At 69.2% G+C, this 15,624-nt stretch carries 17 protein-coding genes; 8 read left to right on the top strand and 9 right to left on the bottom strand.

Annotated elements, in window-relative coordinates; all coding sequences use genetic code 11:
• The 5 genes from AB0M56_RS07425 to AB0M56_RS07405 all read left to right on the top strand — a co-directional run.
• A partial coding sequence (locus tag AB0M56_RS07425; RefSeq protein ID WP_364171989.1) for an orotidine 5'-phosphate decarboxylase / HUMPS family protein occupies positions 1–498 on the top strand: 498 nt, incomplete at its 5' end.
• Between the two features lie 117 nt (positions 499–615).
• A complete protein-coding gene (gene tkt, locus AB0M56_RS07420; protein WP_364171987.1) occupies positions 616–2,745 on the top strand; it encodes a transketolase in 2,130 nt (709 codons plus the stop codon).
• Between the two features lie 37 nt (positions 2,746–2,782).
• Positions 2,783–3,370: a 6-phospho-3-hexuloisomerase gene (gene hxlB, locus AB0M56_RS07415; RefSeq protein WP_220245706.1), complete on the top strand. Its 588-nt coding sequence runs from the start codon at positions 2,783–2,785 to the stop codon at positions 3,368–3,370.
• Between the two features lie 61 nt (positions 3,371–3,431).
• Positions 3,432–4,400: a class II fructose-bisphosphatase gene (gene glpX, locus AB0M56_RS07410; protein WP_364171985.1), complete on the top strand. Its 969-nt coding sequence runs from the start codon at positions 3,432–3,434 to the stop codon at positions 4,398–4,400.
• A 60-nt stretch (positions 4,401–4,460) separates the two neighbouring features.
• Positions 4,461–5,843, top strand: coding sequence for an ATP-dependent 6-phosphofructokinase (locus tag AB0M56_RS07405; protein ID WP_364171983.1), 1,383 nt, complete (start codon positions 4,461–4,463; stop codon positions 5,841–5,843).
• A gap of 194 nt (positions 5,844–6,037) precedes the next feature.
• Here the strand turns inward: AB0M56_RS07405 and AB0M56_RS07400 are convergent, their stop codons facing one another.
• The 4 genes from AB0M56_RS07400 to AB0M56_RS07385 form a co-directional block, all read right to left on the bottom strand.
• Positions 6,038–6,607, bottom strand: a complete 570-nt coding sequence (locus tag AB0M56_RS07400; RefSeq protein WP_364171981.1) for a flavin reductase family protein — start codon at positions 6,605–6,607, stop codon at positions 6,038–6,040.
• 136 nt (positions 6,608–6,743) lie between these two features.
• Positions 6,744–7,589, bottom strand: a complete 846-nt coding sequence (locus AB0M56_RS07395; protein WP_364171978.1) for an MBL fold metallo-hydrolase — start codon at positions 7,587–7,589, stop codon at positions 6,744–6,746.
• Positions 7,590–7,870: 281 nt separating this feature from the next.
• Entirely contained in the window at positions 7,871–8,014 is a 144-nt protein-coding gene (locus AB0M56_RS07390) for a hypothetical protein (RefSeq protein ID WP_364171976.1), read from the bottom strand.
• A gap of 12 nt (positions 8,015–8,026) precedes the next feature.
• Positions 8,027–8,359: a CGNR zinc finger domain-containing protein gene (locus AB0M56_RS07385; protein WP_364171974.1), complete on the bottom strand. Its 333-nt coding sequence runs from the start codon at positions 8,357–8,359 to the stop codon at positions 8,027–8,029.
• Between the two features lie 117 nt (positions 8,360–8,476).
• Between AB0M56_RS07385 and AB0M56_RS07380 the strand changes: the two genes are divergently transcribed.
• Entirely contained in the window at positions 8,477–8,683 is a 207-nt protein-coding gene (locus AB0M56_RS07380; protein ID WP_364171972.1) for a hypothetical protein, read from the top strand.
• Positions 8,684–8,887: 204 nt separating this feature from the next.
• On the opposite strand, the gene AB0M56_RS07375 is transcribed toward AB0M56_RS07380, so the two are convergent.
• The 4 genes from AB0M56_RS07375 to AB0M56_RS07360 form a co-directional block, all read right to left on the bottom strand.
• Positions 8,888–9,535: a hypothetical protein gene (locus tag AB0M56_RS07375; protein ID WP_364171970.1), complete on the bottom strand. Its 648-nt coding sequence runs from the start codon at positions 9,533–9,535 to the stop codon at positions 8,888–8,890.
• Complete coding sequence (locus AB0M56_RS07370; protein WP_364171968.1) at positions 9,532–10,068, bottom strand: sigma-70 family RNA polymerase sigma factor; 537 nt, start codon at positions 10,066–10,068, stop codon at positions 9,532–9,534. Before AB0M56_RS07370 ends, AB0M56_RS07375 begins: the two co-directional genes overlap by 4 nt.
• A gap of 74 nt (positions 10,069–10,142) precedes the next feature.
• Complete coding sequence (gene tsaA, locus AB0M56_RS07365) at positions 10,143–10,550, bottom strand: tRNA (N6-threonylcarbamoyladenosine(37)-N6)-methyltransferase TrmO (RefSeq protein WP_364171966.1); 408 nt, start codon at positions 10,548–10,550, stop codon at positions 10,143–10,145.
• 151 nt (positions 10,551–10,701) lie between these two features.
• On the bottom strand, positions 10,702–11,661 hold the full coding sequence (locus AB0M56_RS07360; protein WP_364171964.1) for a carbon-nitrogen hydrolase family protein: 960 nt from the start codon (positions 11,659–11,661) through the stop codon (positions 10,702–10,704).
• 205 nt (positions 11,662–11,866) lie between these two features.
• Between AB0M56_RS07360 and AB0M56_RS07355 the strand changes: the two genes are divergently transcribed.
• Together AB0M56_RS07355 and hypF are read left to right on the top strand one after the other, a co-directional pair.
• Positions 11,867–12,793, top strand: coding sequence for a helix-turn-helix domain-containing protein (locus AB0M56_RS07355; protein ID WP_364171963.1), 927 nt, complete (start codon positions 11,867–11,869; stop codon positions 12,791–12,793).
• A gap of 4 nt (positions 12,794–12,797) precedes the next feature.
• Positions 12,798–15,050: a carbamoyltransferase HypF gene (hypF, locus tag AB0M56_RS07350; protein ID WP_364171961.1), complete on the top strand. Its 2,253-nt coding sequence runs from the start codon at positions 12,798–12,800 to the stop codon at positions 15,048–15,050.
• Here hypF and hypB read toward each other — a convergent pair.
• Positions 14,980–15,624 carry a hydrogenase nickel incorporation protein HypB gene (gene hypB / locus AB0M56_RS07345; protein WP_364171959.1) on the bottom strand — a complete coding sequence of 215 codons (645 nt, stop codon included), beginning with the start codon at positions 15,622–15,624 and terminating at the stop codon, positions 14,980–14,982. The genes hypF and hypB overlap by 71 nt on opposite strands.

The raw sequence follows: 15,624 nt of genomic DNA, 5'->3' as shown, positions 1-15,624 counted from the left end.
AGTGCGATCAAGGCGGCGCATCCGGACAAGCTGGTGTTCGTGGATTTGAAGACCGCGGATGCGGGTGAGCTGGAAGCGGCGTTGGCGTTCGAGGCCGGCGCGGATCTGGTCACGGTGATGGGTGCGGCCGATGATGACACGGTGCGTGGGGCGGTGGCCGCGGGTCGTAAGTACGGCAAGCAGGTCGTGGCGGACATGATCACTGTGGTCGAGGGCCGGGTCGCGCGGATTCGGGAGGTGTCGAAGCTGGGTGTGTCCTTTGTGGAGATCCACGCGGGTTTGGATGAGCAGGCCCGGCCTGGTTACACGATCGACACCCTGTTGGAAGACGGTCGTCTGGCCGGTGTCCCGTTCTCGATCGCGGGCGGCATCAAGATCGACACCATCGGCGCGGTGCGTGACGCGGGCGCGACCGTCGCTGTGGCGGGGGGCGCGATCTACAACGCCGCCGACCCGGGTGCCGCGGCGAAGGAACTCAAAAAACGCGCCACCGCCTGACCGAACCCACTCGCTGTGTGCCGGGCACCGGCTCGGCACACAGCGAAAAAGACCCCATATCACATTTTCGAATTTGGCCGGAATGTGCCGAGTGAGAATTATCAGGAGTGCGCGTCCATGGCAGCAAACGGATCGATCTCCCGTTCCCGCGCGATTGAATCAGCCGAAGAGCTTGTTCGATTGACCACGAAGCGACTCCCCGAAGACTGGACCGAGCTGGACCGGCGTGCGGTGGACACTGCCCGCGTGCTGGCGGCGGACGCGGTCGAGCACTGCGGGAGCGGGCACCCCGGCACGGCCATGAGCCTCGCGCCCGTCGCCTACGCGCTGTTCCAGCGGGTCATGCGGCACGATCCCGCCGACGCGCAGTGGCTCGGCCGGGATCGGTTCGTACTGTCGGCCGGGCATTCGAGCCTCACCCTGTACGTCCAGCTGTTCCTCTCCGGCTACGGCCTGGAGCTCGACGACCTGAAAGCCCTGCGCAAGTGGGGTTCGCTGACCCCGGGCCACCCCGAGTACGGGCACACCAAGGGCGTGGAGACCACCACCGGCCCGCTGGGCCAGGGCCTGGCCACCGCGGTCGGGATGGCGATGGCCGCCCGCCGCGAGCGTGGCCTGTTCGACCCGGACGCCGAGCCGGGCAAGAGCCCGTTCGACCACCAGGTCTACGTGGTCGCCTCGGACGGCGACATCGAGGAGGGCGTCACCTCCGAGGCTTCGTCGCTGGCCGGCACGCAGCAGCTCGGCAACCTCACGGTGATCTACGACAGCAACGAGATCTCCATCGAGGACGACACCCGCATCGCGTTGTCCGAGGACACCGCGAAGCGCTACGAAGCGTATGGCTGGCACGTCGTTACGGTCTACGGCGGTGAGGACGTGACCGGGATCCTGGCGGCGATCGAGCAGGCGAAGGCAGAGACCACCCGCCCGACCCTGATCGTGCTGCGCACCGTGATCGGGTACCCGGCCCCGACCAAGATGAACACCGGCAAGGCGCACGGTGCCGCGCTGGGCGCAGACGAGCTCGCCGCGGTCAAGCGCGCCGTGGGCCTGGACCCGAAGCAGAGTTTCCAGGTCGACGACGACGTGCTGCGCCACACCCGTGAGGTGGCCGAGCGCGGGCGGGCCGACCACGAGAAGTGGCAGCTGGAGTTCGACGCCTGGGCGAAGAGCAACCCGCAGCAAAAGGCGCTGCTCGACCGCATCAGCAGGCGCGCGCTGCCGGCCAGGTGGGCCGACGATCTGCCGACCTGGCAGCCCGACGCCAAGGGCGTCGCCACTCGCAAGGCGTCGGCCGCGGTACTGGCCAAGCTCGGCGCCGTGCTGCCGGAACTCTGGGGCGGATCGGCGGACCTGGCCGAGAGCAACAACACCACGATCAAGGGCGCGGACTCCTTCGGCCCGGTCGAGATCTCCACCAACGCCTGGCAGGCCAATCCCTACGGTCGCACGCTGCACTTCGGTATCCGCGAGCACGCGATGGGTTCGATCCTCAACGGCATCGCGCTGCACGGCGGAACCCGCCCGTACGGCGGTACCTTCCTCATCTTCAGTGACTACATGCGCCCGGCTGTGCGCCTGGCCGCGCTGATGCGGCTGCCCGTCATCTACGTGTGGACGCACGACTCGATCGGCCTCGGTGAGGACGGCCCGACGCACCAGCCCGTCGAGCAGCTGGCGTCCCTGCGCGCCATCCCCGGGATGTCGGTGGTCCGCCCGGCCGACGCGAACGAGACCGCGTACGCCTGGAAGGCCGTGCTGGAGGACACCGCCGGTCCGGCCGGGCTGGCGCTGAGCCGCCAGGACCTGCCGACGCTGGAGGGCACCTCCGCCGAGGGGGTGGCCCGTGGCGGTTACGTCCTCGCCGAGGCGTCCACGGGGCGGCCCGAGGTGCTGCTCGTGGGTACTGGTTCCGAGGTCCAGCTGGCCGTGGCGGCCAGGGAGGTGCTCGAGGCCGAAGGGGTGCCCACCCGGGTCGTGTCGGTGCCGTGCGTGGAGTGGTTCGACCGGCAGGACCGGTCCTACCGGGACAAGGTGCTGCCCCCGTCGGTGCGTGCGCGGGTGATCGTCGAAGCCGGTATCGCGCAGCCGTGGCACCGGTTCGCCGGCGACGCGGGAGAAATCGTGTCACTGGAGCATTTCGGCGCTTCGGCCGACTTCAAGACCCTGTTCAGCCAGTTCGGCATCACCACCGAGGCCGTGGTCGAAGCGGCCCGGCGGAGCGTGCGCGCCGCGCGGCCGTGAATTCGTTGTCCTACTTGAGTTGTGGAGGAAGATCTCGGTGACGCACTCGATTTCGAAGAAGCTCGACACCGGCCTGTTCGTGGACGCAACGCGAGCTGTCATCGGCGAAGTCGACCGGGTGAGCGCGGGAGTGCAATCCCCGTCCTGGATCCGGGCCGGCGCGTTGTTGCTCAAGGCTCCGGCCGTGTTCACGATCGGCACCGGCCGCAGCGGGCTGGCTCTGCAGATGGCCGCGATGCGGTTCATGCACCTCGGACTCCCCACCCACGTCGTCGGTGAGGTGACCGCGCCGGCGATCGGCGCGCGCGACGTCCTCGTGGCGGCGTCGGGCTCGGGGACCACGGCGCGCGTGGTGCGGGCCGCTCAGACCGCCCGTGACCAGGGCGCGGACGTGATCGCGCTGACCACGGCGGCGGAGTCACCACTGGCCAAGACCGCGACCGAGGTGCTCATCATCCCGGCCGCGGACAAGCAGGACTTCGACGGCGCCGCCTCCGTGCAGTACGCCGGCAGCCTGTTCGAGCAGTCGGTGCTACTGACCACCGACGCGCTGTTCCACGCATTGTGGAAGACCAGCGGGAGCCAGGCCCGCGAACTTTGGCGGCTGCACGCGAATCTCGAGTGACCGCAACGCAAGTGCCGCGATCTCACTGTCCTGATGCTACAGACGAGAAGAGGAGTTCGAGATGCAGTATCAGACTGAGGTCGAAGCGCGGGCTTGCGTTGACATCCACACTTTGGAGGCGGTGGCGCTGGCCGCCACCTGCCACGCCGCGGTGGCCAGCTACGCCTGGGTGGGCCGGCACGACCAGAAAGGCGCCGACGCGGCCGCGACCGCGGCCATGCGGGCGGCTCTGGCCGACGCACCCGGGCGCGGGACCGTCGTCATCGGGGAGGGCGAGAAGGACGACGCGCCCATGTTGTTCAACGGTGAGGTCGTGGGCAACGGCCACGGCCCGGACTTCGACATCGCCGTCGATCCCCTTGAGGGAACGTCGTTCTGCGCGAAGGACCTGCCCGGTGCGCTGGCCACGATCGCGTTCGGCGAGTCGGGAACGTTGTGGTCACCCGGGCCCGGGTTCTACATGGACAAGATCGTGGTGCCCGCCGCGGCGAAGGACGTCATCGATCTCGACGATCCCACCGAGGAGACCTTGGCCAACGTCGCCAAGGCGCTTGGCAAGCAGGTCAGCGAGCTGCGCGTGGTCATCATGGACAAGCCGCGGCACAAGGACCTGATCGCCCGGGTGGTGCGGGCCGGCGCGGCCGTGCAGACCCCGGCGGGAGGCGACGTCGGGGGCAGCCTCGCGGTGCTCCTGCCGACGCTCGACGTCGACCTGCTCATCGGAGTCGGCGGCACGCCCGAGGGAGTGCTGACCGCCGCGGCGGTCAGCGCGCTGGGCGGCGGGATGCTGGGCCGCCTGGCCCCGCAACGTGACGACGAAGCGGACGCCATCCGCGCCGCGGGCATGTCCCTCGACCGCGTTTACGAGTGTGGCGAGCTCGTGACCGGCGACGCGTTTTTCGTCGCCACCGGCGTCAACGGCGGGCCACTGGTCGGGCGGCCACGCAGCGGTGCCGGGGCGACCATCACCGAATCGCTCCTGATTTCCCGGGGCCAGGTTCGCCACGTAACACACACCACGTTCGACTGACTTCCCGGCTGGTTCGCGCTCAACGCGAACCCCGTTGACCATCGAGATCAAGGAGACACGGTGACGTTGCACCTGGACGACCTCGGCGTTCGCCGCCTCGGCGAGTGCCGTTACGACTCGCCGTTCTCCGAGATGCTCTCCACCAAGCAGACCTCTCCGCACTACGTCGCGGAGGGCGACCGGGTCCTGCTCGAGGACACCGTTTCCATGCTCGCCGAGCACAGCCTCCCGCCCGGCCAGGTGCCGAGTTTCGAAGCCGCCGGTCCTCGGCGGAAGATCTATTTCGACCCCGCGCGCGTGACCGCCGGCATCGTCACCTGCGGAGGGTTGTGCCCCGGGCTCAACAACGTCATCCGTGGTCTCGTGCAAGAACTCGCGGTGCACTACAAGGTCAAGCGGATTCTGGGTTTCCGCAACGGTCTCCAGGGCCTGACGGAACAGCACCGCTACGACACCGTCGAACTGACGCCGGATCGCGTTCGCGACATCCACAACGCGGGCGGCACCATCCTGGGCAGCTCGCGCGGCGGCCAGGACGCCGACGAAATGGTCGACAGCCTCGTCCTGCGCGGCGTCGACATCATGTTCGTCATCGGCGGCGACGGGGGGATGCGCGCGGCGACGTTCCTCAGCAAGGCGATCCGGGCGCGTGGTCTCGACATCGCGGTCATCGGTGTGCCGAAGACGATCGACAACGACCTGCCCTTCACCGACCAGTCCTTCGGGTTTCAAAGCGCGTTCGCGCGGGCCACCGACTTCATCACCGCGGTCTCCGTCGAAGCCGCGGCCAGCCCGAACGGCGTCGGGATCGTGAAGCTGATGGGCCGGCACTCGGGTTTCATCGCCAGCTACGCCGCGTTGTCCGCCAACGCCGCCGACATCGTCCTGATCCCCGAGATCCCGTTCGCTCTCGGGGGAGCCGACGGCCTGCTGGCCCACGTGGAGCAGCGCGTGAGAGCCAAGGGTTTCGTCGTCATCGTCCTCGCCGAGGGAGCGGGCCAGGACCTCCTCGAAGAACACGGCCTGCCGCAGCTCAACGGCCGCGGCACCGACGCCTCGGGCAACGTCAAACTCGGCAACATCGGGGAGCTGCTCAAAGAGCGCATCACAGCACACCTCGTTTCCGTCGGTCTGCCCCCCACGATGCGCTACATCGACCCGAGTTACGCGGTCCGCAGCATCGCCGCCAACGCCTATGACGCCGTCTACTGCCTGCGGCTGGCCCACGCCGCGGTGCACGCCGCCATGGCGGGCCACACCGAAGCCGCCGTCGCCCGCTGGCGGCGCCGCTTCGTCCACGTCCCGCTGTCCCTCATGACCAGCCGCCGCAACCAGGTCGACCCCGACGGCGACCTGTGGATGTCGGTTCTCGAAACCACCTGCCAACCGGCCGAGTTCGGCTCGGTACCGAACCGGGTCCGGGTGCGCTCGGGGTTCTGCTGACACTTCGGAGCAGGTCGCAGCTCGACCACTTCCTGCCGCCCGATCAGCGCGGTGTGAACCACGGCTTGCACGTGTTCCCCGAGCTCGTCGGCGCGAGCTCGACGCCGCCGAGGCGTGTGGCCTGACGCGCCAAGGCATGCGCCAGCGATACCAACGGCTTGGTGGTACTCGCCGGTGGAACGAGCGCTGAAACCTCACCCCTGCACGGAGCCCGACGCCGACCACGTCGGGGAGTCCACCGCGGAGTATTCCTCGCCCTGGCCGTCGAGGCGGCGCATGCGGCGGGAGGCGCGCTCGGTGAGGACGGCGGGGTCCAGAGGGGGCACGAAGGCGTTGTCCACCACGGTGTATTCGGCGGCGAGACGGGCGATGGGGGCGATGGCGCCGAAGTCGATGCGGCCGTTGACGTAGAGGTCATCGCAGACGTAGAAGTTCACGACTTCGCCCCAGACGATGTGGTGGAGGCCGTCGGGGGCGGAGAAGATCTGGTCCACTTTGCACTCGAGGGCGACGGGCGCGTCCTTGATGCGCGGGGGTTTCACGAGGGCCGAGGCGACCTTTTCGACGCCGACCGCATCGAACTCGTCGACGTCGGGTTCGAACTCGGTGGCGCTGCGGTGCAGGGCGAAGACCTGGGGCAGGGTAGCCATGTTGGTGACGAACTCGCCGGTGTCGCGGATGTTGACGAAGCTGTCCTTGAGCGTCGCGCCGTCGGATTTCGGTGGATGGACAGGGAAACCTTGGGCGGTTTGCGGCCGACGCACGTGAAGAACGACACGGGCGCGAGGTTGCCGACGCCGGACGTCGACTCCGTGCTGATCCACGCGATGGGGCGCGGGATGATGCTGCCGATGAGGAGCTTGTACGCGGACTTCGCGTCCAGGCCCGCGGATTCGATGTTCATTCAGTCCCCAGCAGTGCGACGGCGCCGTACCAAACGGGGCCCGGGTTGAGGCGCTCTGGGTGCAGGCGCAGGATTTCGTCGTAGAACTCGCGGGCGGTCGGTTTGGTGTCGAGCAGGCGGATGACGTCGAGCAGGTAGGTACGCGTCTGGTCGATGGTGAGCGGGTCGTCGGGCAGGGCCTGGTTCTTGTGGCCGGCGACGACGGCGCGCGGCTCGAGTTCGGCGATCCGGTCGAGCGCGTGGAGCCATTCCTGCAGGCCGCCGTCGCCGCCTTCGAGGATGTACTGGTGGATTCCGTTGTAGACGGTGTCGCCGGCGACGACGAGGCCGAGGTCCGGCACGTGGAGCACGGAGGTGGCGTCGGTGTCGGTGTGGCCGACGTCGACCGCGCGCAGGACGTGGCCCTCCAACAGGAAACCGGCTTCGGGGACCGGTTGCGCCAGCACGGGTGACGGCGGGATGCGCCCGGGGAAGTCGAGGTCCCACATCTGAGCGCGGCCGTCGGTGGCCTGCTTGTGCATCACGTCGATGGTGCCGGGGGTCGCGTAGACCTGGGCGCCGGGGAAGTGTTCGAGCAGCTCGGCGGTGCCGAACCAGTGGTCGCCGTGGCCGTGGGTGGCGAAAATGTGGCGCAGGCGTTTGCCGCTGCGGACGACCCAGTCGGCGACCTCGCGGATCTGGAAGTCGAGGAACGGCGGGTCCACGAGCACGGCGTCCTCGGCCCCGGTGATGAGCGTGGTGGAGACCGGCGAGGAGATGATCGGCTCGCCCGTCGGAAGCGTCTGGCCGCGCTCACGTCTGGCGCCGGCGGTGACCAGGACGTCGTAGGACAGGGTGGTCATGAGGTTCGCCTCTCGACATAACTGTAAGTGGATTAGCTCTGTCTTGTCACAGTATGCGTCGAGGTGAGCACGTTGCCGTGGTGGAGTGATGCAGGTCTCGCGCCAGACGAAGAAATAGTCGAACGAGCTACACGTCTGTCCGTAACGAAGGGCCGAGTCCACAAAGGACCATCAGTGCCGCGTGACCTCTGCCAGCTCGAACTCTGGCAGGCCGAGGGAGACGAACGGCAGCTGCGCCAGCTTGGCTTCCGCGTCTTCGCGTCAGGCGGCTTCGACGACGTTCACCACGCCCGGGCCGGGCCGCAGGAAGAAGATTCCTGGATGAAGCCCTCGGCGTGCAGGCGGTCGAACTCGCAAGCCTCTTCGGGCACGTGGGCGGCGCTTTCTTTGGGGCGAAGAATCCGACCCGTCGCGAGGAAGTGCATGGTTTCTCCTGGTCAGCGGCCGGATTTGCGGGCGCGGTGGGTCGCGACGTTGGCGCGGTTGCCGCAGATCTCGTAGGAGTGCCAGCGGCGCGTGCGGCTGCGGGTGGTGTCGTAGAAGACGCTGGCGCACTCGTGGTTGGCGCAGATCCGAAGCCGTGACCAAGTGCCGTTCGCCACGAGCTCGGCGACGTGCAGCGTGATGCCGCCGACGACCGCGTCGCCGGTGATCTGGTGGGGGACGACCTGGCCGGGGGTCGAGAAGTCCTGGGTGAAGGCGACGCCGGACGTGCGTTCGGTGAACGTCGCCCAGGCCTCGGCCGGGTCTTCGGCGGTCAGGAGCGTCATCAAGTTGCCCCGCAGGCCGCGGACCAGGTCCAGGCGCTGAGGCGGGATGGCGCCGGCCTCCTGGCCGAAGGGAGCCAGCAGGGTGTGGGCGAGGGCCGGGTCGTCGAGTTTGTCGGCGTGGATGGCGTAAGCACAGGAGTTGAGCAGGCCCGCTCCACCCCGCGCGAGGAGATCGAGCGGGTCTACGGCGAGCTCGCCGGCCTCGTGGCCAACGGGGAGCTGGCAGCGGCGGTTGAGGCAACCTACGCCCTCGGCGACTACCAGGCCGCGTTCGACCACGCTCGCAAGCCCGGCCGCGCGGGCAAGGTGCTGTTCACCTTCTGAGAATGGCGCTTCGGATGTCGGGACCTCCTTGACATTTGGTAAGACGACCGGTCATATTCGACGGCGGGTGCGGGTGTTGCCGTCCTCCAGCGGCAGTGCCCGCACCCACTGTCCGCACCATCTCTGCCGAGCACGGGCTACCACCGGCGCTCGGGACTGCCGAACCGGGCGCCGGTTTTCGGTTGTGCCACAACGAACTTCCGCTCACACCCCCGTTCGGACGAACTCGTGGCCGGCCATGTCTTCCAGGGTCACCGCGGCGACTTCCGACGCGGGCATGCTGGCGGAGCCGTACAGCTCAGCCTCGTCATCGGTGGCCGAAGTCGAGAACTGCCAGCCGCCGGTGAGTTGGCGGGTGCCGTCCTTGCCGAGGACGACCAGGCGGCACTGGGTGCCGTCCGGGAGGCCGCGGACGTGGGCTTCCACGCGGACCCAGCCGCGGGCCGGGGTGACGGCGGCGGAGAGGTGGGTGGGGCCGGCGGAGCCGGTGAGCAGCACGGGGTCGGGCCTCGGCGCGACTGCCAGGTCCGGGTCAGGGGCGGCGGCCGGGAGCAGGGGCGGCGCGGTGCCGGTGTGGCCGAGCAGCGCGCCGAGGCCGAGCGCGGCGGCCACCACGGCCACGGCAGCCGTGGCGGCCAGCGTTCTGCCGCGCCGGCGCGCACCCGACGCTTCGGAGCGCACCTGCCGCAACGTGCGTTGCAGCAGCAGGTCCGCGTCGTCGGGTGGGCCGTCGAGGAGCAGTTCGGGCGGGATCGCCTCGAGGAACTCCTGCATCTCGCGCACTGAATCCACCTCCTTCCGGCAGTGCTCGCAGGTCATCGCGTGGGTGTGGTCGAGGGCGTCGTGGTTCACGCGGCACCCACCGGTTGCCGGCCGCCGAACGATTCGCGCAGCAGGCGCAGGGCGCGGTGCGAGCGGGACTTCACGGTGCCTGCCGGAATGCCCAGCTGTGCTGCGGCTTCCGGCACTGTGTGGCCGTGCAGGTACACCTGCTCCAGCACCTCGCGGTGTTCGGGCGACAGGCCGTCGAGCGCCTCCCGCACCACGATCGAGTCGACCACCGCCGAGGAGTGGTCACGTGCGACCGGCACGGTCGTCGGCGATTCGGCGACCTCCGTGGGCCGGGCGGCGCGCGCCCGGACCTTGTCGACGACGAGGTTGCGTACGACCGTGAGCAGCCACGCCCGTACGGAACCCTTGCCGTTGACCAGGCTGTCCGGGTTGCGCCACGCACGGATCAGCGCCTCCTGCACCACGTCCTCCGCCGCCGCGCGATCCCCGAGCAGCCGCGTGGCGTAGGCGAGCATCGCCTTGCCGTGCTCGGCGAACAACGTCCGCACGAGTGCCTCGTCGGCCACCTGCCGGCGGGCTCGCATCCCGGTCATCCGTCACCACCTTCTCGTCCGATGCTCTGAAAACGGACGCCGACCTGGGGGCGGTTCACCGATCGCGAAGATTTCTACCCGTCGTCCGGAGATCGCACCGGCTTCACGTCGACCACGGGGGTGCCGTCGATCGCTTCGAGCTGCGAAACGAGCACGCGCAACCCGTCGACCTCGACGATCTCCGCGCGGTGCAGCCCGATCGGATTCGGCCGCGCGGGCGAGCGTGTGCTGAACACCCCGGCCATCGCCCGTGAGGGGTCGCTGCGCGGGCGCACGGACAGCACCGAGCGGTCGGCCAGGTGCAGCCAGGTGAACACGAGCACCTGCTGACCGGCCTTCAAATCACGCAGGCCTTCGGCAAACGACGGCAAGAACACAAGCCACGCCGAGGGCGCGCCCTCATCAGGTTGTTTCGGCGCCCCGTCAAGATCCTTCACCGAGGATTCGACGTGGGCGATGGGCTGGAGCTCGAAGTGGGTCATGCCTGCAGAAGCTAGCGCCGCCATCCGACAACAACCGGCCACGAAGCCGAAATGGACCAAGGTTGTCCACAACGCCCGGATGGCTGTGGACAACCTTGGGGACCCAGCGGTGACGGGGGATGAGCGCGCCAACGCCGGGGGGCGAAACGGGTCAGACAGCCGCCGGCTCGGCGGGGATTTCCTCGATCTGCTCAGGCGCCGGCCGCGTTTCCTCCACCGGACGACGCGGGGTGCGGTTCAGCAGCAGCCGCGTCACATCGGGCCGCGAGTAGTGCCCGACCGGGTCCGCCGCCGCCTTCGCGAGCGGGATCGCCGAAAGATCGATGTCCGCGTACAGGATTCCTTCCTCGTCCTCCGCCAGCGGCTCGGCGAGCGGGCTGCCGTCCGGGCCGAAGATGCGCGCGAACCCGCCGCCGCGTTGCAGCAGCTGCTCCTTCATCGGGGTGTCGCAGAACAGCTCCATCCCGGCGTCACCCACGAGCGCGCACGGAGCGATCACGAAACACTGCCCCTCCACCGCGTACATGCGCGAAGCCGACGTGTTCACCTCCGCCCCGAGCGCGTACGCCGCTCCCTTGTAGACGGAGAAGCTCGGCCACGAAGCCACGTGCACCTGCTCGTCCATGCCGTACATCGCGTACTTCGTGAGCGGCTGCAGATGCTCCCAGCAGCACAGCGCGCCGACGCGGCCGATGCCGGCGACGTCGTGCACCACCAGGTCGGAGCCGTCGCCCTCGCCGTACACCGTGCGCTCCACGAACGTCGGCTTCAGCTTGCGGCGGGCGCCGACCAGCTCGCCGTCGGCGGAGATCGTCGCCTGCGCCATGTACAGGCTGCCGCCTGACTGCTCGGAAAAGCCCATCACCACGTTGATGCCGTGCTGCTTCGCGCCGTCGAGCAGCCGCTTGAAGCGCGGGCTGTCGAGGCTGATCGAGTTCTCGTGATAGCGGCCCACGAATTGCATGCCCCACGCAGGCGAATCCAGCCACAGCCACCACGGGTACCCCGGGACGAACGTCTCCGGGAAGGTGATCAAACCGGCGCCGTTGCGCGAGGCCTCGGCCATGAGATCGATCGACTTGTCGATGGTCGCGTCGGCGTCCAGCCACACCGGGCTCCGCCTGCACGGCCGCTGCCTTGAAAGAGCCCGAGTAGGTGATCACGCGCTGTCCTTCCCTTCGCCTGCCTGTTCGGCCGAAGGTAGGAGCACCCGAACCCCGTGGCTTGCCTCACAGTGCACCGGGGGTTGACGGAGAGCGCACGGCTGGTGTGTCGCGCTCGGATCAGCGCATACTTGCTGCTCAGGTGGTGGTGCGATGAGCATGGTGCTGACAACCGACACGCAACCGGAGGCCGAGCGCGTGGCCTTCTGGCACGAGGTCGTGTGCCGTTCGTTCGTGCCGCTCAACGTCGCCACCCCCGACGCCGAAGCGTTCTCTGGCTCCGTCGCCAACGACCGCCTCGGCCGCCTCCAGCTCTCCACCGTGCACGCCGCCGCGCAGCGCGTCCGCCGGACTCCGCGGCTCGTGGCCGAGGCCGGCGACGAGTTCGTGCTCCTCGGTTTGCAGCGGCTCGGCCCCGGCGTGGTCACGCAGGACGGCCGCCGCGCCGTGATCCGCCCCGGCGACCTGGTCTTCTACGACGCCGCGCGCCCGTACGAGCTGTGGTTTCCCGGCGAGTTCGAGATGAAGGTCTTCATGGTGCCGCGCCGGTTCCTCGGCGTCGGCGACGCGGACCTGCGTCGCGTCACGGCCACCACGCTCCGCCCCGACGCCGGCGTGCCCGCGCTCGCCTCGCCGTTCCTGGCGCGGCTCACCGCGGCCGAAGGCGCGGCGGGCGAACGGCTGGCCGCGTCGGCGTTGAACCTGCTCGAATCGCTGGTCCTCGACGGCGCCGAGACGCCCGAGCCGACGCTGCTGCGGATCCGCACCTTCATCGCCGACCACCTCGGCGAGCCCGACCTGTCGCCGGCGACGATCGCCGCAGCGCACCGGATTTCCGTGCGCTACCTGCACAAGCTCTTCTCGGCCGACGGCGTGTCCGTCGTGCGCTGGATCCAGCAACAGCGGCTGGCGGAATCGCGCCGCGACCTGGGCCGCACCAGTGCGACGGTCGCCGCCGTCGCCCATCGTTGGGGCTTCTCGGACGCGGCGCACTTCAGCCGCTCGTTCAAGGCGGCCTACGGGGTTTCACCACGGGAGTGGCGCATCGCTTCCGCTCCCGGCCGGGGCGGCGCAGACTGAGCCGATGGCGCTCGGGCGCTGCGCGGTGCGGGTCGACGGAGTGGTGCAGGGCGTGGGGTTCCGGCCCTTCGTCCACGGGCTCGCGCGGCGGTTCGGGCTCGCGGGCTTCGTCGGCAACGACAGCCGCGGGGTGTTCGTCGAGGTTGAAGGCACTTCGGAGGCGCTGAACGCCTTCGTGACGGCGCTGCGGGCCGAGGCGCCGCCGTTGGCTGTGATCGACGACGTGCGGGTGACGTCAGTGCCGGCCACGGGAGCAATCGGGTTCGAGATCGTCGCCAGCCCGGCCGGCGGCGAGGCGGCGACGTTGGTGTCCGCGGACAGCGCGACCTGCGTGGACTGCCTGGCCGAGCTGCGGGATCCGGGGGACCGGCGGTACCGGTACCCGTTCGTCAACTGCACCAACTGCGGGCCGCGGTTCACGATTGTGCGCGGGGTGCCGTACGACCGGCCGTTGACGACGATGGCCGGGTTCGCGTTGTGCGCGGAATGCAAGCTGGAGTACGAAGATCCGGGTGATCGGCGGTTCCACGCGCAGCCGGTGTGCTGCCCGGCTTGCGGGCCACGGCTGGTGTTCTCAGGTGGCGGGGAGCCGATCGAGTCCACTGTGGACTCATTGGCAGCGGGCGCCGTGGTCGCGGTGAAGGGACTCGGCGGTTATCACCTCGCCGTTGACGCGGCGAACGAGACGGCCGTGGCCGCGCTGCGCGGCAGGAAACACCGCGAGGACAAGCCGTTCGCCGTGATGGTCCCCGATCTCACGGCCGCGCGGGAGATCGCGGAAGTCGACGAGATCGCCGCGGCAGCGCTGACCGGGCACCGGCGGCCGATCGTGCTGCTCCCACGCGTCGCCAACGGACCGCTCGCGCCCTCGGTGGCGCCCGGCAACCGACGCGTCGGGGTCATGCTGCCGTACACGCCGCTGCACCACCTGCTGCTCGGTGATCTCGGCCGGCCGATCGTGCTGACCAGCGCGAACGTGTCCGACGAACCCATCGTCTACCGCGACGAAGACGCCTTCGCGAGGCTGTCCGGGATCGCTGACGCCTTCCTCACGCACGACCGGGCCATACACACCCGGACCGACGACTCCGTGGTGCGGGTGTGGCGCGACCGGGTGCAGCTGCAGCGCCGTTCGCGTGGTTACGTGCCGGAGCCCGTGACGCTGCGCTCAAGGCTCACCGAGCACATCCTGGGCTGCGGCGCCGAACTGAAGAACACGTTCTGCCTGGCCAAGGACACCCACGCGTTCCTCTCCCACCACATCGGTGACCTCGACAACTACGAGACGTTCAAGGCCTACGAGACCGGCATCGCGCACTTCCGCGAGCTGTTCGACCTCACGCCGACAGTCGTCGCCCACGACCTGCACCCCGAGTACCTGTCGACGAAATACGCCCTGGACCTGGAAGACGTCGAGCTCGTCGGCGTGCAGCACCACCACGCCCACATCGCCTCCTGCCTGGCCGACAACGGCGAAGCCGGCCCCGTCCTCGGCGTCGCGTTCGACGGCACCGGCTACGGCACCGACGGCACGCTCTGGGGCGGCGAGTTCCTGAAAGCCGACCTTGCCGGGTTCGATCGCCTGGCGCACCTCGCGCCCATCCGGCTGCCCGGCGGCACCACGGCCATCCGCCAGCCCTGGCGCATGGCCGCCGCCTACCTCGACGCCGCAGACGCCCAGTCGACGGCGCTCCGAGCCCGCCACGAAGACCAGTGGGAAGACCTCCTCCGCCTCGCCCGCACCGGCCTGGCTTCCCCGCTGACGTCCAGCGCCGGCCGGCTGTTCGACGCCGTCGCCGCCGTGCTCGGCGTCCGCGACGAGATCAACTACGAGGGCCAGGCCGCCGTGGAACTGGAACAACTCGCCGATCCTTCAGAAGGCAGTGCTTACCACTGCGAGCAGACCCCGACGGAACTGTCCGGTGTGGACTTGCTCCGAGCCGTCGTCGAGGACCTCGACCACGGCACCCCACGCGCGGTCGTCGCCGCGCGCTTCCACAACGGCGTCGCCGAAGCCATCACCGAAACCTGCACCTACCTGCGCGACACGACCCGCCTCCAGACAGTCGCCCTGTCCGGCGGCGTGTTCCAGAACCTTTTGCTCCTGGAAAGAACAGTAGCGTCCTTGGAACACACGGGTTTCCGCGTCCTCACCCATTCCCGCGTGCCGACCAACGACGGCGGCATCAGCCTCGGCCAGGTCGCTGTCGCAGCCAGCCGTACCACTCGTCCAGGCCGTCACCCCGGGTCGCGCTGATCTCCACCACGCGCGCGTCCGGGTTGACGTGCTGCAGGTCGTGCAGGAATTCCGGCACCGAGAACGACACATACGGCAGCAGGTCGATCTTGTTGAGCAGCACCAGATCCGTCGACGCGAACATGTGCGGGTACTTCAGCGGTTTCCCCGGCCCCTCCGTCACGGACATGATCACCACGCGCGCCGCCTCGCCGAGGTCGAACAACGCGGGGCACACGAGGTTCCCGACGTTCTCCACGAACACCACCGAACCCCGCGCCGGCGCCAACGTGTCGAGCGCGCGCGAGAGCATCGTCGCGTCGAGGTGACAGCCCGCGCCGGTGTTGATCTGCACGACCGGCGCGCCCGAAGCCTTGATCCGGTCGGCGTCCAGCAGGGTCTCCTGGTCACCTTCCACCACCGCGAGCGGCACTGAAGCACCCAAAGCGCGCACGGTCTGTTCCAGCAACGTCGTCTTCCCGGCCCCCGGTGAGCTCATCAGGTTGACCGCGAAGACACCCAGCTCAGCGAGCCGCGACCGGTTGTGCCCGGCCAGATGATCGTTCTTGGCCAGCACGTCCTGCTCCAGCACCAC

The sequence above is a fragment of the Amycolatopsis sp. NPDC051372 genome (genome assembly GCF_040682095.1).
Taxonomy (GTDB): domain Bacteria; phylum Actinomycetota; class Actinomycetes; order Mycobacteriales; family Pseudonocardiaceae; genus Amycolatopsis.
Note: the sequence above shows the minus strand (reverse complement) of the source record. Positions and strands in the feature narration are given on the sequence as shown.